The 23,926-nt window shown below is 70.4% G+C and carries 21 protein-coding genes and 3 pseudogenes; 8 read left to right on the forward strand and 16 right to left on the reverse strand.

Going from position 1 to position 23,926, the window contains the following annotated elements:
• Positions 1-170: 170 nt before the first annotated feature.
• The 3 genes from ACFYWX_RS25240 to ACFYWX_RS25250 all read left to right on the forward strand — a co-directional run bounded on the left by ACFYWX_RS25240 (position 171) and on the right by ACFYWX_RS25250 (position 3,356).
• Positions 171-1,208: an ABC transporter substrate-binding protein gene (locus ACFYWX_RS25240; protein ID WP_389426365.1), complete on the forward strand. Its 1,038-nt coding sequence runs from the start codon at positions 171-173 to the stop codon at positions 1,206-1,208.
• Positions 1,209-1,278: 70 nt separating this feature from the next.
• Positions 1,279-2,283 carry a FecCD family ABC transporter permease gene (locus tag ACFYWX_RS25245; protein WP_389426366.1) on the forward strand — a complete coding sequence of 335 codons (1,005 nt, stop codon included), beginning with the start codon at positions 1,279-1,281 and terminating at the stop codon, positions 2,281-2,283.
• A complete protein-coding gene (locus ACFYWX_RS25250) occupies positions 2,280-3,356 on the forward strand; it encodes a FecCD family ABC transporter permease (RefSeq protein WP_389426367.1) in 1,077 nt (358 codons plus the stop codon). Before ACFYWX_RS25245 ends, ACFYWX_RS25250 begins: the two co-directional genes overlap by 4 nt.
• Positions 3,357-3,379: 23 nt before the next feature.
• Here the strand turns inward: ACFYWX_RS25250 and ACFYWX_RS25255 are convergent, their stop codons facing one another.
• Together ACFYWX_RS25255 and ACFYWX_RS25260 are read right to left on the reverse strand one after the other, a co-directional pair.
• Positions 3,380-3,649 carry a hypothetical protein gene (locus tag ACFYWX_RS25255; RefSeq protein ID WP_389426368.1) on the reverse strand — a complete coding sequence of 90 codons (270 nt, stop codon included), beginning with the start codon at positions 3,647-3,649 and terminating at the stop codon, positions 3,380-3,382.
• Positions 3,646-4,464, reverse strand: coding sequence for a phytanoyl-CoA dioxygenase family protein (locus ACFYWX_RS25260; RefSeq protein ID WP_389426369.1), 819 nt, complete (start codon positions 4,462-4,464; stop codon positions 3,646-3,648). Before ACFYWX_RS25260 ends, ACFYWX_RS25255 begins: the two co-directional genes overlap by 4 nt.
• A gap of 73 nt (positions 4,465-4,537) precedes the next feature.
• Between ACFYWX_RS25260 and ACFYWX_RS25265 the strand changes: the two genes are divergently transcribed.
• The gene (locus tag ACFYWX_RS25265; RefSeq protein WP_389426370.1) at positions 4,538-5,317 is read left to right on the forward strand and encodes a helix-turn-helix domain-containing protein; all 780 of its coding nucleotides are present in this window, start codon (positions 4,538-4,540) and stop codon (positions 5,315-5,317) included.
• A gap of 2 nt (positions 5,318-5,319) precedes the next feature.
• On the opposite strand, the gene ACFYWX_RS25270 is transcribed toward ACFYWX_RS25265, so the two are convergent.
• Complete coding sequence (locus ACFYWX_RS25270) at positions 5,320-6,261, reverse strand: YhjD/YihY/BrkB family envelope integrity protein (RefSeq protein WP_389426371.1); 942 nt, start codon at positions 6,259-6,261, stop codon at positions 5,320-5,322.
• Between the two features lie 150 nt (positions 6,262-6,411).
• Between ACFYWX_RS25270 and ACFYWX_RS25275 the strand changes: the two genes are divergently transcribed.
• Positions 6,412-7,113, forward strand: a complete 702-nt coding sequence (locus tag ACFYWX_RS25275; RefSeq protein ID WP_389426539.1) for a GAP family protein — start codon at positions 6,412-6,414, stop codon at positions 7,111-7,113.
• Here ACFYWX_RS25275 and ACFYWX_RS25280 read toward each other — a convergent pair.
• A complete protein-coding gene (locus tag ACFYWX_RS25280) occupies positions 7,107-7,442 on the reverse strand; it encodes a hypothetical protein (protein WP_389426372.1) in 336 nt (111 codons plus the stop codon). The two genes, ACFYWX_RS25275 and ACFYWX_RS25280, sit on opposite strands and share 7 nt — an antisense overlap.
• Before the next feature lie 205 nt (positions 7,443-7,647).
• Here ACFYWX_RS25280 and ACFYWX_RS25285 point away from each other — a divergent pair, with 205 nt between their 5' ends.
• Together ACFYWX_RS25285 and ACFYWX_RS25290 are read left to right on the forward strand one after the other, a co-directional pair.
• Entirely contained in the window at positions 7,648-8,136 is a 489-nt protein-coding gene (locus ACFYWX_RS25285) for a gluconokinase (protein WP_389426540.1), read from the forward strand.
• A gap of 163 nt (positions 8,137-8,299) precedes the next feature.
• Positions 8,300-10,138, forward strand: a complete 1,839-nt coding sequence (locus tag ACFYWX_RS25290) for a glycoside hydrolase family 15 protein (protein WP_389426373.1) — start codon at positions 8,300-8,302, stop codon at positions 10,136-10,138.
• Between the two features lie 13 nt (positions 10,139-10,151).
• Here the strand turns inward: ACFYWX_RS25290 and ACFYWX_RS25295 are convergent, their stop codons facing one another.
• The 11 genes and pseudogenes from ACFYWX_RS25295 to ACFYWX_RS25345 all read right to left on the reverse strand — a co-directional run.
• Positions 10,152-11,930, reverse strand: a complete 1,779-nt coding sequence (locus tag ACFYWX_RS25295) for a cation:proton antiporter (RefSeq protein ID WP_389426374.1) — start codon at positions 11,928-11,930, stop codon at positions 10,152-10,154.
• Positions 11,931-11,952: 22 nt separating this feature from the next.
• Positions 11,953-12,972: a cytochrome d ubiquinol oxidase subunit II gene (locus ACFYWX_RS25300; RefSeq protein ID WP_389426375.1), complete on the reverse strand. Its 1,020-nt coding sequence runs from the start codon at positions 12,970-12,972 to the stop codon at positions 11,953-11,955.
• On the reverse strand, positions 12,969-14,444 hold the full coding sequence (locus ACFYWX_RS25305; RefSeq protein WP_389426376.1) for a cytochrome ubiquinol oxidase subunit I: 1,476 nt from the start codon (positions 14,442-14,444) through the stop codon (positions 12,969-12,971). Before ACFYWX_RS25305 ends, ACFYWX_RS25300 begins: the two co-directional genes overlap by 4 nt.
• 35 nt (positions 14,445-14,479) lie before the next feature.
• The gene (locus ACFYWX_RS25310; protein WP_389426377.1) at positions 14,480-15,319 is read right to left on the reverse strand and encodes an SDR family oxidoreductase; all 840 of its coding nucleotides are present in this window, start codon (positions 15,317-15,319) and stop codon (positions 14,480-14,482) included.
• 159 nt (positions 15,320-15,478) lie between these two features.
• A complete protein-coding gene (locus ACFYWX_RS25315) occupies positions 15,479-17,059 on the reverse strand; it encodes a GMC oxidoreductase (RefSeq protein WP_389426378.1) in 1,581 nt (526 codons plus the stop codon).
• A gap of 122 nt (positions 17,060-17,181) precedes the next feature.
• The gene (locus ACFYWX_RS25320; RefSeq protein WP_389426541.1) at positions 17,182-18,096 is read right to left on the reverse strand and encodes a cyclase family protein; all 915 of its coding nucleotides are present in this window, start codon (positions 18,094-18,096) and stop codon (positions 17,182-17,184) included.
• A 143-nt stretch (positions 18,097-18,239) separates the two neighbouring features.
• Positions 18,240-19,595: a chloride channel protein gene (locus ACFYWX_RS25325; RefSeq protein WP_389426379.1), complete on the reverse strand. Its 1,356-nt coding sequence runs from the start codon at positions 19,593-19,595 to the stop codon at positions 18,240-18,242.
• 17 nt (positions 19,596-19,612) lie between these two features.
• Entirely contained in the window at positions 19,613-19,900 is a 288-nt protein-coding gene (locus ACFYWX_RS25330; protein ID WP_389426380.1) for an SHOCT domain-containing protein, read from the reverse strand.
• Between the two features lie 158 nt (positions 19,901-20,058).
• Positions 20,059-20,293 (reverse strand): annotated as a pseudogene (locus ACFYWX_RS25335) (SUMF1/EgtB/PvdO family nonheme iron enzyme); the annotation flags it as partial.
• 3 nt (positions 20,294-20,296) lie between these two features.
• Entirely contained in the window at positions 20,297-21,205 is a 909-nt protein-coding gene (locus tag ACFYWX_RS25340) for a serine hydrolase (RefSeq protein WP_389426381.1), read from the reverse strand.
• Between the two features lie 51 nt (positions 21,206-21,256).
• Positions 21,257-21,606, reverse strand: a pseudogene (locus ACFYWX_RS25345) (transposase); the annotation flags it as partial.
• A 270-nt stretch (positions 21,607-21,876) separates the two neighbouring features.
• On the opposite strand from ACFYWX_RS25345, the gene ACFYWX_RS25350 reads away from it, so the two are divergent.
• Positions 21,877-23,766: an ATP-binding cassette domain-containing protein gene (locus ACFYWX_RS25350; RefSeq protein ID WP_389426382.1), complete on the forward strand. Its 1,890-nt coding sequence runs from the start codon at positions 21,877-21,879 to the stop codon at positions 23,764-23,766.
• Here ACFYWX_RS25350 and ACFYWX_RS25355 read toward each other — a convergent pair.
• Positions 23,763-23,924: pseudogene (locus tag ACFYWX_RS25355) on the reverse strand (transcriptional regulator); the annotation flags it as partial. The gene ACFYWX_RS25350 and the pseudogene ACFYWX_RS25355 overlap by 4 nt on opposite strands.
• Positions 23,925-23,926: the final 2 nt, after the last annotated feature.

Genomic DNA, 23,926 nt, shown 5'->3' on the forward strand with positions numbered 1-23,926 from the left:
CCGCTGCGGCCGCTGCGGCCGGTCCGGCCGGTGCTGCCTCCGCCAACTCCCCCACGCACTCAGCGCGTACACAGGACGGTGACAGGAACCACATGGCCTACGCGCTCGACCAGGGAGGACCCCAGATAAGGTGAGGCTGACCTCGATGTTGTTACGAGGGAGCCCCCACCATGCTTCTCCGGCGTCGCGGCCAGACCGCCGTCGCTCTCGCTGTCGCCGCCGCGCTGTCCCTCGCGGCCTGCGGTGGCTCGTCCGACAGCGGGAAGGACAAGGGATCCGGGGCCGGCGGCAAGAAGGCGGTGGCCCAGGGCGGTGAGGACTTCGCGTCCGCCGCGCAGAAGACCGCCGCCATGGGGACCGAGGCCAAGCCGGGCCAGTGGCCGCGCACCGTCCGCCACGCCATGGGCGAGACCGAGATCAAGGCCCGGCCCAAGCGCGTGGTGGTCCTGGACGTCGGCGAGCTCGACAACGTGGTGTCGCTCGGCGTCAAGCCGGTCGGACTCGCCCCCACCGAGGGCTCCCCCGAACTGCCGTCCTACCTGAAGAAGGACGCGGGCACGCCGAAGAACGTCGGCACCATCAACAACCTCAACCTCGAGGCGATCGCCGCCCTGCACCCGGACCTGATCCTCGGCAGCCAGCTGCGCGCCGCGGACAAGTACGACGAGCTGTCCAAGATCGCGCCCACCGTCTTCTCGATCCGCCCCGGCTTCACCTGGAAGGAGAACTACCTTCTCAACGCCGCGGCCCTCGACAGGACCGCCGAGGCCAAGGCGAAGCTCGCCGACTACGACGCCGAGGTCAAGGAACTGGGCACCAGGCTCGGCTCCGCCAAGCCGACCGTCTCGATGGTGCGTTACCTCCCCGACGGCGTGATCCGCCTGTACGCGAACGCGTCGTTCATCGGCACCATCCTCAAGGACGCGGGAATTCCCCGGCCCAAGAACCAGGACGTCGAGGACCTGGCCACCGAGGTCAGCGCCGAGAACATCGACCAGGCCGACGCCGACTACGTCTTCACCGGCGTCTACGGCGACCCGAAGGCCACCGACAAGTCCCGCGCTCAGAGCAACCCGCTGTGGAAGAACCTGAAGGCGGTCAAGTCCGGGCACGCCCACGACGTCCCCGACGAGACCTGGTACCTCGGACTCGGCGTCACCGCGGCCGACGAGGTCGTCGCGGACCTCGAGAAGTACCTGACCAAGTAACAGACCGACGGGTCGTCAGCTCGCACGAATTCAGCTCGCACAGAATTCAGCTCGCACGAAGAGGAACCGAATGTCCCGTACCACCCGGCGCCGCATCGGCTGGCTGGTCGCGGGCCTGGTCATGCTGCTCCTCGCCGTGCTCCTCAGTCTCGCGGTCGGCAGCCGCCAGATCGCCCCGGCGGAGGTCGTCGACGCCCTGCTGCACGCCGGCACCGGCGACAACGCGCAGGTGGTACGGGTCCTTCGGGTGCCCCGCACCGCCATCGGCCTGCTGGTCGGGGCCGCCCTCGCGGTCGCCGGGGTGGTGATGCAGGGCGTGACCCGCAATCCGATCGCCGACCCCGGGGTCCTCGGCGTGAGCCAGGGCGCCTCGCTGGGCGTGGTCTGCGCGATCGCGTTCCTCGGTGTGCACACCCTCAGCGGATACGTCTGGTTCGCCTTCGTCGGCGCGGGACTCGCGGCGGTGGCCGCCTACGCCGTCGCCGGCAGCGGGCGCGGCGGCGCGTCTCCGGTCAAACTGGCCCTGGCCGGGGCCGCGATGAACGCGTTCCTCGCCTCGCTGGTCTCCGGCATCGTCACGACCGACGCCGAGGCGCTGGACGAGTTCCGCTTCTGGGACGTCGGTTCGATCAGCGGCCGTGACGGGCAGGTCGTGGCCCAGACATGGCCGTTCCTGGTCGCGGGGCTGCTGCTGGTCGCCGCGATGGCGCGTGGTCTGGACGCGCTCGCGCTGGGCGACGACGTGGCGAGGAGCCAGGGCCACCACGTCGTCCGCCTGCGCATCCTGGGCGCGCTGGCCGCGACGGTCCTGACCGGTGCCGCGGTCGCCGCCGCCGGCCCCATCGCCTTCACCGGGCTCGCCGTCCCGCACATCGCGCGGGCGCTGGTCGGCGCCGAACATCGGTGGGTGCTGCCCCTGTCCGCCCTGCTGGGCCCCACCGTGGTCCTGGTCTCGGACGTGATCGGTCGCGTCGTCTTCCCGCCCTCGGAGGTGCCGGTGGCCGTGATGACCGCCTTGCTCGGCGTGCCGTTCCTCATCGCGCTGGTACGCAGAAGGGCGACGGTGGCGGCGTGACACGGCTCAGCCCGAGCGAGGCGGCTCCGACGGCAATCGGCCCGTTCGGTTACTCCGTCGTCCGCGTCCGGGGCGGCAGCTTCCTGCTGCACCGCCGGGCGGCCGTCGTCGCGGCCCTGCTCGCCGCCGTCCTAGCGGTGACGGTCGTCGCCTCCTTGTGCATCGGTGAGTCGTTCGTCTCCCCCGGCTCGGTCGTACGGGTCCTGCTCGGCCGGCCGAGCCCCGACGAGCTGGTCGTGGGCACGCTCCGCCTGCCGCGCCTGGTGACCGGGCTCCTGGTCGGCGCCGCCTTCGGTGTCTCCGGTGCACTGGTCCAGACCGTCGCCCGCAACTCCCTGGCCAGCCCGGACGTCATCGGCGTCACCCATGGGGCGGGCGCGGCGACGGTGGCCGCGATGACGTTCGGTGTCACGTCGTACGCCGTGCTGCCGTACGTCTCCGTCGTCGGCGGGCTGGCCGCCGCCGCGCTCGTGTACCTCTTCGCCTGGCGGCACGGCCTGCAGGCCACGCGGTTCGTCCTCATCGGCATCGGTGTGTCGATCGCGCTGGGCTCGATCACCCGGCTGTTCCTCACCAAGGGCGACTATCTGGTGGCCCAGCAGGCCAAGGTGTGGCTCACCGGTTCGCTCAACGGGCGGGGCTACGACCACTGCGCTCCCCTCGCGCTGACCCTGCTCGTCCTGCTGCCCGCGCTGCTGTGGGCGGCCCACGCCCAGCGTGTCGTCGCCCTGGACGACGACACGGCGACCGCTCTGGGCGTACGGCTCGGGGCGGTCCGGCTCGGCCTCATCACGATCGGCGTGGTGCTGGCGTCCGTGGCGACCGGCGCGGCCGGGCCGGTCGACTTCGTCGCCCTGCTGGCCCCGCAGATCGCCCGCCGCCTCACGCGCACGGCCCAGATCCCGCTCGTCTGCTCCGCCCTGACGGGCGCCTTGATCGTGGTCCTGGCGGATCTGCTGGCGCGGCGTCTGTTCTCCCCCGTCGAACTGCCGGTGGGAGTGCTCACGGCCGCGATCGGGGCACCGTATCTGATGTGGCTGATCGCCCGGACCCGCTCCCGAACCGCGGCGTGACCGCGCTCCCGTCAGGATGAGCGTCAGCGACCTTCCTCGAACTTCTCGAAGAAGAACTCGTGTTTGAGGAAAGACGTGTCGTACTCATGGCCGGGGTACGGCGGGTGCAGCTGGGAGGCCTGGAACAGGCGCCAGCCGTCCTGCAGTGCTGCCAAGCCCGTCGCGTAGGGCGGCTCGTCGCTGTCACCGGTGGTCGGGTGGCTGCGTCCGGTGCCGTCGTAGCGGGACCAGCCCACCACGTCGGCGTCGAGGGCCGACGAGGCGAGGTAGAGGACCAGGACCTGCTGCTTCATACGTGGCTCCTCAGGGCCGGCCGGTTGCTGACACGCGTGACCCAGTACTCGATGTCGAACGAGTCGTCACCGGTCAGCGCACGCCACAGCAGGACCCGGTTGTGGATCTCCAGCCGTGCGGTGGCGTGCTCGTACCAGGGGAAGTACGTGTTGAGCTCCGCCGTCACGGCGGGGTCGTCCAGGTCGGAGGTGTCCCAGAGGCGGACCTGCGGCACCGTCGGGTTGAAGCGGATCTTGTACATGTAGCGCCGTCGTCCCGTGTCGTTGCGGCGACCGCCGTGCCAGATCCCGTGATGCACCAGCACGACCGTGCCGGCCGGGCAGACCAGCCGGGTCTGCCCGCGCAGGTTCTGGACGCGCCCGATGTCCGTCTCGTTGATCCGGCGCAGATGACTCCCCGGCACGCTGAGCGTCCCACCCATGTCGGGGGTCACCTCGTGGGGGTAGTACATGAGTTGGACGTCGAACGCGTCCGGCCGTACGTCGATGATGGCGTCCCCGTGGAGCAGCTGTGCCCTGCCCTCGTGCGGCTCGCGCACGTGCACCGCGTGGTGGTCGACGGTCGGCTCCGGTCCGACCAGGCTCTCCAGCGCGCCGGCCACGGCAGGCAGGGAGAGCAGGTCATGGACGAAGGTGCCCGGCGGGAACGCCTGGGCCGGCGGTGTCCCGTACGGCACCGCGGGCATCCCGCTCGCAAGGGCCTCGATCGCTCTCTGGTTCGTCTCCTGCGGCACGATCCCGTCCAGACACAGATATCCCTGCGCCACGAAGCGCGCCACCTGCACGGAGCTCAGCAGCTGTTTGGTGGTTGGCATGCGACCAACGTAGGACGCCTGATCCTTGGCGTCGTGGGGCGTAATCGCCGACTACTGGTAAATTTCCGATGCCATGGAGAGCGTTTCCCCTCAGCTCGACGGACCGCCGGACGTGGTGAGCGCCGGTGTGGGTGTCCACGGCCTCTCCACCGCGCACGAGGTGTTCCGGCTGCCCGACCTCTGGCAGCTGCATCTGTACAACTACGTGGGCGCGCTGTCCGTCGGCGGGACCGTCCACGCGATCCGCCCCGGTCACGTGAGCCTGGTGCCACCGGACACCGAGGTCCACTTCCACTACCGCGGCAGATCGGAGCACCTGTACGCGCATCTGCGCCTGTCGCACGCCGGAACCCCACACGCCGTGCCCCTCATGCAGGACGCCGGGTCCGAGGGAGCGCTTCTCGCCGACCTGCTCAGACAGGCCGTCACCGCCATGCCGGTCCACCCGGCCCGGGCCGCCGCCGAGGTCTGGGCGGTGCTCTGGCGCCTCACCCACCTGACGGGTTCGGAACGGGCCGGCAGCCGCCATCCCCAGGTGGCCGCCGCCCAGGCGTACATCGAGGAGCGCCTCGCCGGCCCACTGTCCGTACCCGACGTCGCCCGCGCGGCCGGGTCGTCACACACGCACCTGACCCGCATGTTCCGTACCGAAACCGGTCTCACGGTCATCGCCTACATCCGCCGCCGACGCCTGGAACGCGCCCGCCACCTGCTCCTCGCCTCGACCCTCCCCGTCCCCGCCGTCGCCGCCGCCGTCGGCATCCCCGACCTCCAGGCCTTCAACAAGGCCTGCCGTCGGGAACTGGGCGCGAGCCCCCGCGCGGTGCGCGCGACCGGGACGCGCGGCCTCTGACGTCACTTGTGCCCGGCGTCGTCGGGCGCGGAGACCGGGTTGCCGAGGCGACGGGCCAGGAACGGTTCCTGGGAAAGGACCGCGCCGACGCTGATGCTAATCGCGACGGCCACACACACCACGATCAGCCAGGAGAGCAGGACGAAGACCGAACCCGCGGAGCCGTACTCGGACAGGGCGCGGTTGATGGCCCGTGGCATGTAGAAGTGCGCGCTCACCGAGAGGCCGGTGACCGCGATCGCCGTGAGGACGGCACCCGGAAGGAGGGGAGCCCAGCGGACGATCCCGTTCAGCAGGAGGTGCTGCGTCCACCACCACAGAGCCGTCTGTGTCACCACGGTGACCGGCACACCCAGCCACAGACCCAGGCCGAACCCGTCGCGCAGTGGCCCCTGCACGACCAGCACCCCGAGCCAGACGACGATCCACGCCAGCCACCGCCACGGAGCGAGGCTCGTCCCGGCCCGGGGTGTCTTCCAGGCCCGTCTGCACAGCCGCTGCATCGCACGGCTCACGGCGGTGGCCGACAGCAGCACCATCAGTCCGCCGACCAGGCCGGTGGCCTGCTGCAGATCGTCGGTCGACGGCTGGAACGCCTGCTCCAACTGGGACTTCGCGCCCCCGGACAGACCGAAGACGGCACTCACCGACGCGACGAGCTGCTTCTGCACCCCCGTCGGGGCGTACGCACCGACGACGAAGACCAACGGCACCGCGGTCAGGAAGCACTGGGCCGCGAGGCGGGTGGCGGAATCGAGGATGTTCACCGACACCATGCGGTCCACGAGCCGCGTGATCACCGGAAACCGGGCTTCGACCCGGGCGTGGAACGCCTTCGCCCAGGCAGTCAGCTCACGCGTCCGGCCGCGCCACCAGGACGCGCGCAGCACCGAGGGGATCCGGCGACGCACGCCGCCCTCGCGCCTCGCGTCCTCGGGCTCCATCGAGCTGCTCCTTCCCACGTCCAGGGTGCGCGCAGGCGGGCGCCGTGGCACCCGGGGGTTCCGCCTGCCACGCGGGCGCCTGCGAAGAGGTGCGGCGGATCACGGCCGTGCATAGGCTCGACTCGTTCCGTGCACGATGGGATCACACACATGGTCCTCGACCTGCTGCTCATCGCCCTGGCCATCGTTCTCGACCCTCTTCCCCTCATGGCTTTCGTCCTGGTGGTGGCATCGGCCAGGGGCGTGTGGAAAGGGCTCGCCTTCATCCTGGGATGGCTGGCGTGCTTCGTCGCGGTGATCGCCCTGGTCCTGACCGTGACGGGGGGCCGGCCGCCGGCGCCCAGATCGTCGCCGTCCACGGTGGCTCTCGTGGTCAAGCTCGTCATCGGTGTGTCGCTGGTGCTCTACGGTGCGCACCGACGCCGACGGCTCGTCCGGGACCGCAGGCACGCGGCTCAAGAGCCGTCCGCGTCGGGCGGCGCCTCGTCGCGGTCGGGGTCGTCCTCGTCGCTCGGCGCCCGGATGGATCGCGGCTCCGTGGGCGCGGCGGCGGTACTCGCCGTACTGCTTCAGCCGTGGGGACTGGTGGCCGCGGGCGCGGTGACCGTCGTGGAGGCGAACACCTCCCACTTCGCGACGTGGTTGGTGCTGTTCTCCTTCTGCCTGCTCGCCACGGCGAGTCTGCTCGCCGCGGAACTGTACGTGGTGTGCGCCCCCGAGGCGGCCCAGCGTCGGCTGCTCGGACTGCGCACCTGGATGGAGGACCACCAGGAGCAGGCGATCGTGGTGGGCAGCCTCGTGATCGGCCTGTGGCTGACCGGCAAGAGCATCTACCAACTGACCACTCAGTGAACGATGGTGAAGCTGCGCCACAGTCCCTCGGAAGGGACCGCGACGTCCGACGTCTGCGTGCTCAGATAGACGCTCTCCCCGCCCGGCGGCTCGGTGCAGTCGGCCGTCGGGTAGAGCACGATGTCGTTCTGCGTGTAATTGTCGACATGGGTCACCCCCTCGATGAACCGGTGACACCCGTCGACCCCCGGGTTCGAGATCTTCTCGACGCGCTCGCTCTCGTGGCGCGCCTCGATCGTGCCCAGGGCCTGCCTCTCGTCACAGGCCGTCAGTGCGACACCGAGCAAGACGATGCCGCTGAGGGCCCTCAACGACCGTGAAACGGACATCGAGCCTCCTGTGCCACAGCCGGGCGCCGGCCGGTACGTCGTCCGAGCACCAATATCCGTCAGAATCGACGAGCGCGCCCGGTGGGGCGGGGTGAGGCATGACGGGCCACAGTGGACGGGGAGCGGTAGTCCCCCTCACCTGTCCCCCTCACCTCAGGGAGGCTCGTTGGCCGGCACGGTCGGCGGTTCGCGGGTGGTGATCGTGATGGGCCCGTCCGCGTCCGGGAAGTCCACCGTCGGAACGCGACTCGCGCGGCGGCTCGGCGTGCCGTTCCTGGAGGGTGACGACCTCCATCCCGCGTCCAACCGCGCCAAGATGGCGTCCGGGCATCCCCTCGACGACGAGGATCGGCGCCCTTGGCTCGCGGCTCTGACGGAGTGGATTCGTGCCACCGCGGCGACGGGACACGGGGGTGTCGTCGCGTGTTCCGCGCTCAAGCGCGCGTACCGGGATCAGTTCCGGCGTACCGGAGCGAACGTGTGGTTCGTCTGTCTGATGCTCGATCGTGAGGTGGCCGCGGAGCGGATCGCACGCAGGAGCGGTCACTTCATGTCGCCGAAGCTGCTCGACTCCCAGTACGCGACCCTGGAACCGCTGGAGGCCGACGAGCCGGGCGTCACGATCGACGCGTCCGGCAGTGCGGCACAGGTCGTGGCGGCGGCGCTGCGGGCGGCGGCCCAGCCGGGCCCTTGAGCGGCCCGGGTGGGGGCGATCATGGTCACTCTGGGTTTCGCCCCGTGGCACGGAGTGCGGGTCTACAAGTCCGAGGCGGGCGACTCGTCGCGCCGAACACGAACCGACGAATTAGGATTGATTGGTGCATTCAGGTGAATAGACGCTGGTAAGGGGAGCGTCCATGGATGACTACCCGCTCATCGAGAACCACGGCCTCCTCGGCGATCTGCAGACCGCGGCACTGGTGACCTCCGACGGAACCGTCGACTGGCTCTGTTTCCCTCGCTTCGACTCACCCAGCGTGTTCGGCGCCCTGCTGGACAAGGACAGGGGCGGCCACTGCACGGTCCGGCCGAGGGGCGCGACCTATGCGACCAAGCAGTTGTACCTTCCGGACACGGCGATCCTGGTCACCCGTTTCATGACCGAGGCGGGCGCCGGGGAGGTACTCGACTTCATGCCCGTGACGGGCAGGACGGTCACGACCAGACATCAACTGGTCCGTATGGTCCGCTGTGTGCGCGGCAGCATGACGTTCGAGGTCGCGATAGCCCCGCGGTTCGACTACGGACGCCGGTCCCACCGGTTGCACCTCGCCGAACAGGGCGTGGTGTTCGAAGCGGACGACGGCACGACACTCACCGTGCACCCCGTACGCGAGCCGGAGGACGAACGGCTGCTGAACATGCTCACGGACCGGCACAACGACCTGTACCTCACGCTGACCCTCCAGGCGGGCCAGCAACGCGGGCTGGTCCTCGAATCGGACGCCGACGGGCCGCCCAGGCAGATCCGTCTCGCCGAATACCAGAAACTGTTCGATCACAACGTTGCGTTCTGGCGCTCCTGGCTGAAGCAGTCGCAGTATTCGGGACGCTGGCGGGAGACGGTGGAACGCTCGGCGATCACGCTGAAGCTCATGACCTACGCGCCCAGCGGCGCCCTGGTGGCCGCTCCGACGGCGGCACTTCCGGAGCAACTGGGCGGCGAACGCAACTGGGACTACCGGTTCACCTGGATCCGCGACGCGTCCTTCTCCGTGTACGCCCTGCTGGGACTGGGCTTCACGGAGGAGGCCCGGGCGTTCATCGAGTGGTTGAGCGACCGGGTCAAGGAGCGGGCCGGCAGCGAGGGCGACACCGGCCCGCTCAACATCATGTACAAGGTCGACGGCTCCTCCGACCTGGACGAGCAGATCCTCGACCACTGGGAGGGCTATGCGCGTTCCGCGCCGGTGCGGATCGGCAACGGCGCCGCCACACAGCTCCAGTTGGACATCTACGGCGAGGCGCTGGACAGCATCTACTTCGCGCACCGGCACGGAATCCAGGTGGGGCACCGGGGATGGTCCTCGCTCCTGACGAACCTCGACTGGCTGGTCGACCACTGGGACCAGGCGGGCGAGGGCCTGTGGGAGACCCGCGGCGGCCGCAAGCACTTCACCTACGGCCGGGTGATGTCGTGGGTCGCGTTCGACCGTGCCCTGCGGCTCTCCGAGGCGAACGGACGACCGGCCGCGGCCGCACGCTGGCACGCCGCACGGGACGACGTCTACGACCAGGTCATGACCAAGGGCTGGAGCGAGGGACGCCAGGCCTTCGTCCAGCACTACGGCAGTGACGTGCTCGACTCGTCACTGCTGCGCATGGCGACGGTCGGGTTCATCACGCCCCAGGACCCGATGTGGTCGTCGACCCTCGACTCGATGGAACGGGAACTGGTCAGCGACAGCCTGGTCTACCGGTACAACCCCGAGGCCTCGCCCGACGGACTGCGCGGCTCGGAGGGAACGTTCTCGCTGTGCACGTTCATGTACGTCGACGCCCTGGCACGCGCGGGTCGCCCCGACCGGGCCAGGCTGGTGTTCGAGAAGATGATGGGGTACGCCAACCATCTGGGCCTGTACTCGGAGGAGATCGACCTCACGGGCCGTCAACTGGGCAACTTCCCCCAGGCGTTCACCCATCTCGCCCTGATCGACGCGGCCATCACCCTGGACGCGGCTCTCGAGCGGAGGTGAGTCCGGACCCGGCTCAGCCGGTCGGCCACTCGTCCGTCCCCGGCACCGGCCCCAGGAGCACGAGCGTGTCGCCCTCGACCGCGGCCACCCGAAGGGCGTCGGCGACCGGCTCCAGCCGGCCGTCACGCCGTACGACGAACAGGGGCCGTTGTCCCGACGGCCCCGAGGCCGACGCGGGCCGGACGTGGAAGCGGGCGCCCCGCTCATAGGAGGCCGCCAGGGTGCGGCGGGTGAGTTCGGGGCCGAAGACGGTGTCACCGGCGGTGTAAGGGGCGACCACACCCGGGCTGTCGGGGGGCGGGCCGACGCGGTGGACGAGTCCTTCGACGCTGTCCTGCATGACGATCGTGGCGAGTGCGTTGAAGTCGTCGTCGTCCGTGAGCAGGAAGACCGATGTGACCCCGTGCAACCTGGCCTGCGGAGCGGTGGCCGCGGCCATCAGCTCCCCGGCAGCCAGTTCGATCCCGGCTTCCTCGATCCGGTTCCGCTCCCGTGCCGAGCCCGCCCACATCAGCACGTCGAGTCCGGCGGTGCGCAGTGACCGGGCGAGGTCGACGACCCAGGGCTCACCGCCCACCAGGAGCGGCCGGGCCCGCGCGACGTGCACCACGCCCAGTCTCGCGGCCACCGGGCGTGCCGTCAGCCCATAGACCAGGACCGTTCCCACGATCACCAGGAACGTGATGGGGAGGATCTCGTCGGCGTCGCGCAGTCCCGCGTCGGTAAGCGCGGCGGAGAAGGTCGTGGCGGTGGACGCGGCGACGATGCCGCGCGGTGCCATCCAGCCGATGAAGGCGCGTTCGCGCGCGGCAAAGTCCGTCCGCGCGGTGGACAGCAGGGCGACGAGCGGCCGGACCACCAGGACGAGGGCGGCGACGAGCGCGACGCAGGGCAGCAGCACCGGGACGAGGGACTTCGGCGTGACGGTGGCCGAGATGGAGATGAACAGCAGCCCGATGATCAGCTGGACCAGGGTCACGAAGAACGGCCGGCGGGCCGGCATGTCGAAGCCGGGCACGTTGGCGGCGGTCAGCCCGGTGACGATGGCGGCGATGAGCCCGGAGTCGTCGTAGACCATGTCGCAGCCCGCGGCCACCACGACGACGGTGGCCAGCTGGGCGAGCGTGCCGAGCGTCTCGCCGAGGCGCAGCCGCTGGAGGGTGAACCAGAGGAGCGCGGCACCGACCGCGCCGCCCACGAGACCGACGGCGACGCTGCCGAAAAACGCCCCGAAGTGGAAGTGACCGGTCTGGAGCCCGCCGGAGAGAATCGAGTGGAAGACGACGGCACCCAGGATGGCGCCGACGGGGTCGACCAGGGAGCCTTCCCACATGAGGACCCGTCGCACCGCGTCCGACGGCCTCACGTGCTCGAGCAGGGGGCCCACGACGGTCGGCCCGGACACCACGAGGATGACCCCGAGCATGCAGGCCACGGCCGCCGGCACATCGAACAGGCCGGGTCCCAGGCAGAGGACGGCCCCCCAGGTGAGCACCACGCCGAGCACCAGGAGCCTGACGACGACCCTGCGGGTGACACCCTTGAGCTGGCGCATGTCCAGTCCCAGCCCGGCGTCGTACAGGATGAGCGCCACCGACAGCGACACCAGGACGGAGAAGTCCGGCCCGACGAGCTGGTCGGGATGGACGACGTCGGTGAGGGCGCCGGCGGTGAACCCGGCCGGCAGCAGCACGATCAGGGCGGGGATGCGCAGTCGGCTCGCGAGGATCTGCGAACCGACGGCCAGGGCCACGGTCAGGGCGAGGCCCAGCAGGATGTCGTCCTCAGTCATCGCCGCAGGTCATGGCCGCAGGTCAGCGCCGCAGGTCAGCGTCGCTCAGGGACTCCAGCTCGCCGCGGGTGTCCAGCCAGTAGAGCAGGGCGACCGCGGGGAAGACCAGCACGGCCGCGACGAGGGTGACCAGCCCCAGCCAGCGCAGCGTGGTGGCCGCGCCCGCGCCCTCGGCCACCGTCAGCGATGTCGGGATGAGGTAGGGGCGCTGCGCCATGCCCCACGCGATGACGGCCGACGCGACCACGCCGACCGCGCTGACCCGGGACCAGGCTCCGGAGGAACGGACGAGCAGCCAGGCCGTGGCGAGCGTGCCCAGCGCCGCCAGGACGACGAAGACGAGTCCCACACCATGGGTGAGCCCGTGCCACACGTGCGGCGCGTCCTCGTGGGTGACGCCGAGGGTGGTCACGGCGAGAACGGCGACGACGGCCAGGGCCCCCAACGCCCGCCGCCGGAAGTGGTTCTCCAGGTCCGGTGCGGTGAAGCGCCGGGCGTCCGCGGCGAGGAACACCGCGCCGAGCAGTGCCGTGGTCGCCACGGCGAGCAGACCGAACAGGACCGAGGTGGGGTTGGCCCAGGCGTCCTCCGATGCCTTCGTCCCCGGTCCCACCCGGCCCGAGGCCACTCCCCCGACCGCCGCACCGAAGAAGAACGGCGTCAGCAGCGAGGAGAGGGCGAACACGGCGCCGTACAGGCGCCGACCGGCCAGCCGTCGGGCGGCCTTGCGCAGGGCGAATCCGGCACCGCGCAACACGATGCCCAGGGCGGCCAGCACCAGGGGCAGCCACATCGCGGTGAACACCTGCTGGAAGAAGACGGGGAAACCCGTCCACATGATGACCAGTACGAAGATCAGCCAGACGTTGTTCACCTCCCACACGGGAGCCATCGCGTGGTCGATGAGCCATCGGGGGCGCTTTCCGCTCTCCGCGCCACCCGCGGTCAGGTCCCAGAATCCCGCGCCGTAGTCGGTGCCGCCGGCACAGGCGTAGGCGGCGACGGCCAGGAGAAGCACGACGGCGATGACATCGGCGATCACGGTCGGCCTCCCGTGGGAGGAGGGGTTCCCTCGCCGCGTGCGTGCGCGGACGGCACCGTGGACCTGGGACCGTACGGTGTGTCCGTCTCCGGCGACTCCGGGGGTACGTCTCCCCCGACGGCCGCGTCGGCGAGCCTCCAGCGGGTGCGCATCTTCAGCAGCACCGCGAGGAACGAGGCGAAGACGAAGACGTAGATCACGACGACCAGACCGAACACGATCCACAGACTCGTGGAACGCGTCGACGTCACCGCTTCGGCGACCCGCATGTTCTCGTAGACGATCCACGGCTGGCGGCCCACCTCGGTGGTGATCCAGCCGCACTCCACGGCGACGACGGAGGCGATGCCGGCGAGGGCCGCGCTGCGGAAGAACCACGGTGAGGCGGGGAGCCTGCGACGGCGCAGCCGGACCAGGGCGTACCACAGGGCGAGCAGCACCAGGAGGGAGCCGATGCCGACCATGATGTCGAAGGCCCAGTGCGCGATGGTCGCCTGAGTGGCCGTCGGCCGGTCGCTCGCGGGGACGGAGGTCAGCCCGGTCACCTTCGTGTCCGGGTGGAAGCCCGCGAGGATGGAGTCGAGCTGCGGGATCCGGATGCCGCCGGAGATGCTGCCGTCCGGATGCAGTCGGCCGAACAGGTATTCCGGCACGTGGGTGTCGGTGTCCCAGACGATCTCCATGGCCGCGAACTTCACCGGCTGCTTGTGGAACACCTGCCGGGCGATGGAGTCGCCCAGCATGAACTGCACCGGTGTGCACACCGCCGCGACCGTGAAGGGAATCGTGAAGCCGAGCCGGTGGTAGCGGTCGCGGCGGCCGCGCAGCCAGCCCACGGCGTAGACGCCGGCCACGACGTAGCCCGCCGTCACGAGCATCGCCACGACGAAGTGCCAGTACTGCGGACCGAACATGGGCGTGAAGATCGCCTTCCAGATCTTCACGTCGACGGGGTTGCCCGCGGAATCCAGGCTGAAGCCGCGCGGGGTGTTCATCCAGGAGTTGGCGGCCAGGATCCCGAAGGCACCGAGCAGGGCCGCGGCGGGCAGGGGCAGTCCGAGCAGGAAGTGGGCGCGGGTGGGAAGCCTGCGCCATCCGTACAGATAGATGGCGATGAGGACGGCCTCCAGGAAGAAGGCCCACGCCTCGACGCCGAACCCGATGCCGAAGACGTCGCCCCATCTGCCCATGAGGCCCGGCCACAGCAGCCCGAACTCGAAGGACAGCACGGTGCCGGTGACGACCCCGATCGCGAACTGGACCGCCATCACGGCCGACCATCGTCGGGCGAGCAGCAGGGCGGTCGCGTCCCCGCGGCGCAGACCGTACCCGTGCATGATGAGCGTGATCAGCGGCAGCGCCACGCCCAGGGGCACCAGGATGATGTGGGAGGCGAGGGTGAAGGCCATCAACGATCTGGCCGGAAGCATCTGTGCCGGCGCCTGAGCCAGCAACTGGACCGTGGTGTGCATGCGCGGCTCTCCGACGGCGACGTGGGTGGGGTGAGTCAGCCGCCGGTGGCGAATCCGGGGAACAGGGTCATCCCGCCGTCCACGTAGAGGGTGGTGCCCACGACGTAGTCCATGAGGTCGGAGGCCAGGCCGACGGCCGCGTGCGCGATGTCCTCGGGGTCGCCGACGCGGTCGTAGGGGATCAGCCGCAGGAGGTCGTTCTCGGCCTCCTGCGTTTCCCAGGCGTCACGGTTGATGGGGGTCTTGATGGCGCCCGGGGCGATGGCGTTCACGCGGATCTTGTGCGGTGCCAGTTCCTGCGCCAGCGTCTCCATCATCATCTGTACGCCGCCCTTGGAGGCCGCGTAGTTGACGTGCCCGGCCCACGGGATGATCTGGTGCACGGAGCTCATACAGATGATCTTGCCGGCCGCGCGGGAGACCTCGGGAACGACTCCGCGCCGCAGGAACTCCTTGGTCGCCTCACGGGCACAGAGGAACTGGCCGGTCAGGTTCACGTCCAGGACCTTCTGCCACTGGGCGAGGGTCATCTCGGTGAACGACGCGTCACGCTGCATGCCGGCGTTGGCGACCAGGATGTCGATCGTGCCGAACTCCTGGACCATGCGGTCCATCATGGCGACGACCTGGTCCTCGTCGGATACGTCCGCCTCGAAGGCCGCAGCCCGCACGCCGAAGGAGGCGATCTCCCCGACCACCTTGTCGGCTTCCTCCCGGCCCGCCACGTAGTTCACGACCACGTCGGCCCCGGCCCGCCCGAGGGCGATGGCCGTGGCCCTGCCGATTCCCGAGTTCGCGCCGGTCACCAGAGCCTTCTGGCCCTTGAGCAGTTGCGGAGGGATCACGCCCTGGGACGCGCCTTCGGTGGCACCCACGATGACTCTTTCCTCCCCTGCACGGCCCGGTCGGCCAGGTTCTGGCCCGGAGTTCCACGGGTCACACAATCACCGTGGACGAGTGGTGCCACCCGGGGAGCGCGCGGGTTGCGCCGACCGTGGGAGATTTTCCCCCGGTCGGATGCCGTCCGCCGTACGTCAGCTCAGCCGCTCCACGAGGTGGTCGCCCACGCGAAGGGCGTTCGCGATGGCGGTCAGGGACGGGTTCACCGCGCCGATGCTCGGGAAGAAGCTGGTGTCGACGACGTACAGGTTGTCCATGTCGTGCGCCTTGCAGTGGGTGTCCAGGGCGGACGTCGCGGGATCGGCGCCGAACCTCACCGTGCCCGCCTGATGGGCGGTGGCCCCGATGGGCATGCCCTTGTGCAGGTAGATGCTGTGGGACAGCAGACGGTGTTCGTGCATCCCCAGGTGGCCGAGCATCTGTTGGAGCTTGTGCCGCAGCCGTGTGAGGCCCTCGATGTTGTTGGTCTCGTCGAGCGCGAGGTGGATGCGGCCGTCGCCGTCCAGCGTGACCCGGTTGTCCGGCCGGGGCAGGTCCTCGCCGCACAGCCAGAAGTCGACGGCGTGGTGGGCCAGGACTTCGAAGGGCATGTCCGGTGCGACCGTTCCGGCCCACCGCGGCGCCTCACCATGGATCTGATCGGCGTCCGACTTGCCGAGCATCTGGATTCCGCCGAGGGGGTGGTCCCAGTCGTCCGCGCCGAGATACCAGTCGTGCAGGGCCAGCGTCTTCTGGAACCGGGTGTCGTTGGGTTCCTTCGAAACGGCCATCAGCGCGAGGTTGTTGTGACGCATGTAGTGGCGGCCGACCACGCCCGAGCCGTTGGCCAAACCGTCGGGGTGCCGGTCATTGGCCGAAGCGAGCAGCAGGGCCGCGGAGTTGACGGCACCGCAGGCCACCACCACGACCTCCGCGGAGAATCGGGTCTCCTCGTCGCCCGGGAGCTGGGCGACGACGGCGGTGACGGTGCGGCCCGTCGGATCGGTCTCGAGCCGGGTCACCCGGGCGTTGGTGATCATTTCGACGTTCGGGTGTCGCAGCGCCGGTTCGACACAGATCACCTGGGCGTCGGACTTGCCGCGCACCAGGCAGGGGAATCCGTCGACCCGGTCGCAGCGGATGCAGGCACTGAAGTGGCTCGCCCCGCCCCGCTCGTCCTGGGTGAGGTCGACGCCGATGGGCAGGTGGAAGGGGTGCAGTCCCCGTTTCTCCAGGTCGTCGCTCAACTGCTGGATGCGCGGCTCGTGTTCGACCGGCGGATACGCGTACTGATCGCTGCAGGGCCCTTCCCAGGGGTCCTCGCCGTGCCGGCCGTGGACCCGGTAGAGGTGTTCGGCCTGCGTGTAGTACGGCTCCAGGTCCTCGTAGCGGATCGGCCACGCCGGGGAGACGCCGTCGTGGTGGCGCAGTTCCCCGAAGTCCTCCGGCCGCAGCCGGAAGAGCGCGGCGCCGTAGAACTTGGTGTTGCCGCCGACGTAGTAGTTGACCTCGGGCGGGAACTCCTTGCCGTGCTGGTCGAGCCAGAACTCCGGGGCCCGGTACTTGCCCTTGACGAACACGGCCGTCGAGTCCCAGTTGTCGCGTTCGCGCGGCAGGTAGTCACCGCGTTCGAGGATGAGCACCCGTTTGCCCGAGGGGGCGAGTCGGTGGGCGAGCGTTCCCCCGCCGGCACCGGTGCCGATGACGACGACGTCGTACTGGGTGGAGTCGCGCATGACGACCACCGTCCTCGCTTCGCGGTCTCCAGCTCCTGGCGGGACCTGCTGCGGTTGTCGCCCCTCTTCGAACGTATACGCCGCGGGGCCGGGCGGCACCCGGAGCGGCCCGCGCCCGGCGGTCACAGGACGGCTATGGGATTCACCGGGGAGCCGGTGGCCGCGGGCAGCCGGAGCGGGGCGACCACACACAGGAAGTGCCAGCGGGCCGACCGTTCGCACTCCGGCACCAGGTCCTCGAAGTCCAGGTAGTCCATGAGATGCAGGCCCAGGGCGTTGACGGCCAGGACGTGCACGGGGAAGGGGATCTCGGTCACCGCGCTGGGTGCCGTGTCGTTGTTGCCGTCCGACCCGAGGGCGGCCACGCCCCGCTCGGCCACGAAGCGCATCGCGGTCGGGTGCAGGCCCGCCCGGGCTCGCGCCGCGTTCCAGGCGCCGAGGCGCTGCCGCCGCCGTCGGTGCCCGACGCGTACGAACAGCAGGTCCCCCGGTCCGACCGTGACGCCCTGTGCGTCCTCGGCGGCCTTCAGGTCGTCGGCGGTGACGTGGTCGCCGGGGTCGAGCCAGGGCACGCCCCTCAGGCGGGGGATGTCGAGGAGGACGCCTCGACCGACGATGCCGTCGCGGACCAGGTCCAGGGTGAGCGTGCCGGCGCCCTGCGGTGTCACGGTGCTCGCCGGGGCGCCGCCGTACAGTTCCCCGTCGAACACCACGTGGCAGAGGGCGTCGAGGTGGCTGTCGGCGTCCCCGTGCACGTTCATGGCGAACCGGTCGCGGGCGAACTGCTCTCCGTGGGCGTCCAGTTGTCCCTCCGCCGGGGCGATCATCCGGTGGGAGGCGGGCTGTGGGTCGTCCGGGCCGGGGCGGGTCTCGATCGGGGCGGCCAGCGACACCGTGCGTCCGTACCGGACCTGGGAGGCGGCGGCCACCAACCGCTCGGGCGTGATCAGGCCCAGCGTTCCGCGCTCGGGACGCCCGTCGTCCGCCGCCCGATCTCGAAGCCCGCGGTACAGGGACCGGAAGTCCGACTCGGACATGGATGCCTGTGCCGTCAAGGTCCTCTTCGCATCATCCGTCACGGGGGCTCCTCGGCCGACGCCGGGCTCTCGTTCCAGTGTGGGCCACCCCCGGCCCGTACGCATCGCGGGGCCAGGGCCGACCCTCGGTGGCGCGGGCCTCTTCACTGCGGCGCAGAGGGCTTTCCCTCCGGTGGCGCCGGATGGCCGGAGGGCAGCAGCTCGACCGTCACGAAGGCAGCCACGGCCGCGAGGATCACCACGGGGATCATCGCGGCGCTGCCCAGCACCAGGACGATCAGCACCACGCTGCTGACGGGCAGCCGCAGTGCGGCCGCCGACGCGGCGGCCATGCCCGCCGCCACGCCGGGCACGACCCCCAGCCCGGGCAGCGGCGCGAGCAGGACTCCCGCCGCGGCGCCCAGGAACAGCGCGGGGAAGGTGGGACCACCTCTGAGGGAGCCGAGACACAGCGCGTACGCCGCCCCCTTGCACACCAGCACGGCGACGAGGGCACCGACGCCCCAGGCGTGGGGATCCTCGGCCAGTTGGGCCAGTGTCGCCTGACCGGACGACGCCACGTCCGCCGGTGACCGGTCGACGGCCGCCGTGTAGATGCCCGCGCAGGCCCCGGCGGCAAGTGCGCAGACCGCCGTGTGGATGACGGGCCGCTTCGCGACGAAGCCGGCGGCCAGGCGGCCCGTGGACAGGAACACGTGGACGGCCACACCGATGGCGACGGCCATCAGCACCGCCCAGAGCACGTCCCCGGCGTCGAGCCGGGGAGACGAGACGCCCCAGGTCAGCGTCAGGCTGCCCGTGGAGAGGCCGGTCCAGCGGCCGAACCCGGTGAAGACCAGGGATCCGACGCCACTGGACAAGAGCGCGGGCACCATGACCGCGAACAGTTGCGGGCCGCCGATGCCGGCGACCTCCATGAGGATGATGGCTCCGACGAGCGGGTTGCCGAAGATCGCGGAGAGGGCCGCCGCGGCACCGGCCGCGCCGAGGAGTACCGTGCTCTGCGGCGTCGCCGGGGCGCGGGCCAGCCGCGCGAAGAACGCCGCCAGGCCGCCTCCCAGCGCGATCAACGGTGCCTCCGGGCCGAGCGCGGCGCCCAGCGTCAGACTGGCCACCGCCGCGAGGATCACGCCCGGCAGGGCGGCCGGGGCCGTCGCCGGCGTGTGCAGCCCCAGGGCGGGAACATGGCCGCCTGCGCCCGGCAGGTACCGGACCACAAGGCCGACGGCGAGACCGGCGACGGTCAGGAGCGGCAGTGGCCACCACCAGGGAGGGAGGTCCCATCCCAGATGCTCCGGCCAGTCGGTCCACAGCAGGTGCTCCAGCTCGTGAAGGCCGGCGAGGAACCAGAACGCGGCGAGGGAGACGGGGACGCCGATCAGCGCGGAGAACACGAGCGCCTTCTGGTAGGCCCGGTCGCGCAACAGCTCGCGCAGCCGGTCCGCCTCTTCCGGCTGCGCGCCGGCACCGTGTGCCGTGGCGTGCCCCCGTGCTGTCACGGCCCCGTCTTCCCGGCTCAGCCGAGCACTCGCCGTTTCTGGGACTCGAACTCCTCGTCGGTGAGCACGCCTTGCGCCTTGAGGTCGGCGAGTTGCTTCAGCTGATCGATCTTGTCCGTCATCTCCTCGGCGGGCGGCTGCGACGTGGCGGGCGCGGTGCCGACGTCCTGCTGCGCCACGGACTGCCGCTCGTAGTCCTGCTGGGCCCACCGGCCCGCCTGGCGTCGCGACACCCGGTTCGACACCGCGGTGGCCGTGCCCGAGATCACTGCGGTGCGGGCGACACCGCGAAGGAGTCCTGGCATGCTCGCTCATCTCCCATGGGGCGCCCTGGGCGCAGCCGGACGGGACGAACAGTTCCTCCAGCCATTGCAACACCCGACCGAATGCCCCGCATGTCCGGCAGAGGGGCGGCACCGGCGGCGCGTTGTGACGGAGTGGTTCGGTTGGCCGCTTCGGCGGAGTAGTCCCAGTTGCGAGAGGTGCCCCGGGCGGCGACCGGGTCGACGGAGAAGGCGCCGCCACGCAGCACCTTGTACTCGGGGCCGAAGAAGACCTCGGAGTACTCCCCGTCCGGCCCAGCGGGCATACGCGTCGGCCTCGTACCAGCACACGTGCGGTACGGGCTCGTCGGCGGAGACCTCCTCGATGACACCGAACCGGCGCCGCAGCCACTGACCGCGCTCCCGGCGCCAGAACCGTCAGGCGGCGTCGTAGCGCAATGAGGCGATGGCGCGAGCGGTCGCGGTTCCGATGGCGGTGTTGATCGCGCGTTCGTCCGATCCGGGCCGGGACCTGGTGAAGACGGCAGCGGCGTACTCGCGGCCGTCCGGGTAGGAGACGACGCCGATTTCGTTACGTACGACGCCCAGGAGGCCCCCACTCTTGGCTGCCACGCGCACGGGCGGTTGGAACGCGCTGGAAATCCGGTGCCTGGTCAGCTGCTGGGCCATGATGGACCGCACTCGTTCGCACGCAGCGGCTGGTCCCGCCTGCCCGGTCCAGATGAGCCGGAGCAGCGTGACCATGTCGCGCGGCGTGGTGGTGGTTCCCTTCCCGGGATCCAGAGCGCGCGCAGTTGGCAAGAGTTCGTCGGCCTGTGCCGAATCTTCGGCCGATGCGCCGGCCGACCAGGAGGTCAGGTCCTTCCAGCCGGCGCGGCCGAGGTCCTGGCCGATGGAGTCCAGCATGGTCATCAGGTCGGACTCGACCGCCGTGTTGCTCAGCCCGAGCCGTGCGGCCGTCGTGTTCAAGGCGTCGGTACCAAGCCGACGTATCAATGCGTCGGTGCTGGGGTTGTCGCTGATGGTCAGCATCAGTACGACCATGTCCCGCCAGGAGATGACGGCGTCGTCCTCGAACAGGGATACCCCGACCGGGCCGGGGGTCCGGTCGATTGCGCGCAGCACCACCTGCTCACTCGGGTCCAGGCGGCCATCGACGAACGAGGTCTCCGCCTCCAACGCGACCAGCACCTTGATGACCGAGGCCGGAACCACAAGTTCATCGGAGCGCAGCCCGAACTCGGTGTCCGTGTCCAGCGACTGGACGAGCAGGGTGCCCGTGCAGCCCGCCCGGTCAAAGATTGCCTGAACGTCGTCACCCACCATGAACCCGATCTTGCCAGGACGTCCTGAGAAACATGATGGGGCGGGCAAGAACTAGCCAGGCTCGGGCGCAGCGACTTGGCAGCACCGCCGGTCGCGGATCAGGGCCCACAGGACGTTGACTCTGCGGCTGGCGAGGGCGATCACGGCCTGGGTATGGCGTCTCCCCTCAGGCGCTTGCGGTCGTAAAACGCCCGGGAGTTGGGGTCGTAGCGCTCGCTCATCAGGGCGGACATGTGGAAGACGCGCTGAAGACCCCGGTGATAGTGGCGCGGCCGGTGCAGGTTGCCGTTCCGCTTCCCGGAATCGTGCGGTGCCGGAGCCAGACCGGCGAACGCCGCGGGCCCGTCCGGTCTGGTGAAGTCCGCCGTGTCGTTGCCCACCACGGCGAGGAACTCGGCACCCCTGGGCGGCCCAACCACACGAAGGGCTCGACCGACCCGTCCCTGGAACGTAAGGCCAACTGAAGCACGCAGTCACATCGGCGTGTCGGCCATCTTCGGCCGGTGGACGGTCAGGGCGGGACAAGGATCCGTGGCCTCTACACGTCGCGCCGGGCGCTCTACCCCGGGGTCCGGGCTTCGTCCGAAACACGTGTGTTCGATATCGGGGGTCGCTTCGTTGACCTCGATGTCGCCACGGCAGGCGGCCAAGTCCACGACGGAGGTCCTCAGTTGACCGCAGCAGATGCCAGGGAGAAGCAGGTGGGACCAGTCCCTCCCCCACCACCCGCCGAGATCACGTACAGGGGGGAGTACTCCGTCGACCCGCTCGGTGAAGCCTCCTTCCGGAAACTCTGCGCCCAGGTTCCGAGGGTGCTGCACCGCATCATCGGCATGTCCTGGCGGATCGACCGCCGAGCGGTACTCCTCCTCCTGGCCTGCCCGGTGGTCACCGGCGTCGCGGCGGCGGTGCTGCTGGCGGCGACCGCCCGCGCGATGCGCCCGATCCTCGGCGGCGGCACGCCCACCGAACGGCTGCACCAGGCTCTGCCGGCCCTCCTGGTGGTCGGCGTCGCCGCCGGGCTGACCCGCGTCGCCACCACCGTGGCCGGCTACGCCGAGCGGCGCATCACCCCGCGCCTGACCACCGAGACCGACACCGCGCTCGTGGCGGCGGTGTGCCGGGTCGAAGCGTCGGCGTACGCAGTCGACGGGTTCTCCGACCGGCAGGAAGCCGCGGAGATGGGGGTGATCCGTACGCATGTGATGGTCACCGACGCCCAGCGGTTCCTGTCGGCCCTGCTCAGGATGGTCACGGCGGCCGGAGCACTGTCCGTTCTCAACCCGCTGATGCTGCCCCTGCTGCTGCTCGCCGTGCTCCCGGCCGGTGTCGGCGCCGTGCTCACCGCGCGGGTGGACTACGAGATCCACTACGCGAACATCGCCGACCGCAACGTCCGCGGCATGATGCGCTGGTGGTCCACCACACCCAAGTACGGCGACGAGGTCCGCGCCAACTCGATGACCGACTACCTGCTGTTCTGGTACCGGTCGCTGTCCGACCGCTGTGACCGGCGCACCCTCGCGGCGGCGCCGCGCACCCTGCGGATCGCGCTGGTCTCCTCCCTGGTCGCAGGGGTGTTCCTCGTGGCGACCTGGTGCGCGCTGGCCTGGCTGGCGACGACCGGCCGGATCGCGCTCGCCCTCGCCGCCACCGCCGTCGTCGCCGTGCAGACCACGCTGGCCGCCCTCTCCCAGGTCATCATCAACGGCGCCGCGCTCTTCCACACCAGTCTCTACCTCACCGACATGCAGGCGTTCCTCGACGACGCGGAGGCACGGGCGCCACGGCGCGGTCCGCTCGCGGTGAGCGCACCCGTGGCCGACATCCGACTGGAGGAGGTCGTCTACCAGTACCCGGGCAAGGACACGCCCGCCATCGACGGTGTCTCCCTCACCCTGCGCCGCGGGGAGATCCTCGCCATCGTCGGCGTCAACGGGTCGGGCAAGTCGACCCTGACCCGTCTGATCACCGGGATCTACCTCGCCGACAAGGGGCGGGTCAGCTGGAACGGCGTGAACCTCGCCGAGGCCGACCCGGCCACCGTCTGGCGGCAGACCGGCCTGGTCCCGCAGATCTTCGCCCAGTGGCCGCTGCGCGTACGGGAGAACGTCACGCTGGGACAGCCCCGCGCCCACGACGACGGACCCGTGTGGGAGGCGGTCGACGCGGTCGGTATGCGCGAGGCCGTCGAGGACCTGTCTGCCGGCCTCGACACCCTCCTCGCCCGCGAGGTGTTCGGCGGTGCGGAGCTCTCGGGCGGGCAGTGGCAGCGCCTGGCCTGCTCCCGGGCCCTCTACCGCCGGCCGTCCCTGCTGATCCTCGACGAGCCGACCTCCCAGATGGATCCGCGTGGCGAGCACCAGATCTTCGAGCGGATCAAGGCCATCGCCGCCGACCGCATCACGATCGTCGTCACCCACCGCCTGGAGAACACGAGAATCGCCGACCACATCGTGGTGATGGAGCAGGGCCGCATCACCGAGCAGGGCCGCTACGACGACCTGGTCCACGCCGGCGGTACCTTCGCCGAACTCCTGGAGCTTTCGCAGGATCGCTAGGCGGTGTCGTCGGCGCGGAGGAGCAGGTCGAAAAGGCCGGGGAAGCGGGCGTCGAACTCCTCGCAGCGCAGGCGGTTGACCCGTTCGGGCCCCTGGTCGCGCTGTTCGACCAGGCCGGCGCCGCGCAGGACGAAGAAGTGGTGACCGAGCGCGGCCTCGA

Origin of the sequence: Streptomyces sp. NPDC002888, from assembly GCF_042888465.1 — a bacterium.
GTDB lineage: Bacteria > Actinomycetota > Actinomycetes > Streptomycetales > Streptomycetaceae > Streptomyces.

Bases quoted from the DNA above. Each gene is read 5' to 3' on its own strand.
- ACFYWX_RS25240 (WP_389426365.1), top strand. From the start codon at position 171: ATGCTTCTCCGGCGTCGCGGCCAGACCGCCGTCGCTCTCGCTGTCGCC.
- ACFYWX_RS25245 (WP_389426366.1), top strand. From the start codon at position 1,279: ATGTCCCGTACCACCCGGCGCCGCATCGGCTGGCTGGTCGCGGGCCTG.
- ACFYWX_RS25255 (WP_389426368.1), bottom strand. From the start codon at position 3,649: ATGAAGCAGCAGGTCCTGGTCCTCTACCTCGCCTCGTCGGCCCTCGAC.
- ACFYWX_RS25260 (WP_389426369.1), bottom strand. From the start codon at position 4,464: ATGCCAACCACCAAACAGCTGCTGAGCTCCGTGCAGGTGGCGCGCTTC.
- ACFYWX_RS25265 (WP_389426370.1), top strand. From the start codon at position 4,538: ATGGAGAGCGTTTCCCCTCAGCTCGACGGACCGCCGGACGTGGTGAGC.
- ACFYWX_RS25270 (WP_389426371.1), bottom strand. From the start codon at position 6,261: ATGGAGCCCGAGGACGCGAGGCGCGAGGGCGGCGTGCGTCGCCGGATC.
- ACFYWX_RS25275 (WP_389426539.1), top strand. From the start codon at position 6,412: ATGGTCCTCGACCTGCTGCTCATCGCCCTGGCCATCGTTCTCGACCCT.
- ACFYWX_RS25280 (WP_389426372.1), bottom strand. From the start codon at position 7,442: ATGTCCGTTTCACGGTCGTTGAGGGCCCTCAGCGGCATCGTCTTGCTC.
- ACFYWX_RS25285 (WP_389426540.1), top strand. From the start codon at position 7,648: ATGGGCCCGTCCGCGTCCGGGAAGTCCACCGTCGGAACGCGACTCGCG.
- ACFYWX_RS25290 (WP_389426373.1), top strand. From the start codon at position 8,300: ATGGATGACTACCCGCTCATCGAGAACCACGGCCTCCTCGGCGATCTG.
- ACFYWX_RS25295 (WP_389426374.1), bottom strand. From the start codon at position 11,930: ATGACTGAGGACGACATCCTGCTGGGCCTCGCCCTGACCGTGGCCCTG.
- ACFYWX_RS25305 (WP_389426376.1), bottom strand. From the start codon at position 14,444: ATGCACACCACGGTCCAGTTGCTGGCTCAGGCGCCGGCACAGATGCTT.
- ACFYWX_RS25315 (WP_389426378.1), bottom strand. From the start codon at position 17,059: ATGCGCGACTCCACCCAGTACGACGTCGTCGTCATCGGCACCGGTGCC.
- ACFYWX_RS25320 (WP_389426541.1), bottom strand. From the start codon at position 18,096: ATGTCCGAGTCGGACTTCCGGTCCCTGTACCGCGGGCTTCGAGATCGG.
- ACFYWX_RS25330 (WP_389426380.1), bottom strand. From the start codon at position 19,900: ATGCCAGGACTCCTTCGCGGTGTCGCCCGCACCGCAGTGATCTCGGGC.
- ACFYWX_RS25340 (WP_389426381.1), bottom strand. From the start codon at position 21,205: ATGGTGGGTGACGACGTTCAGGCAATCTTTGACCGGGCGGGCTGCACG.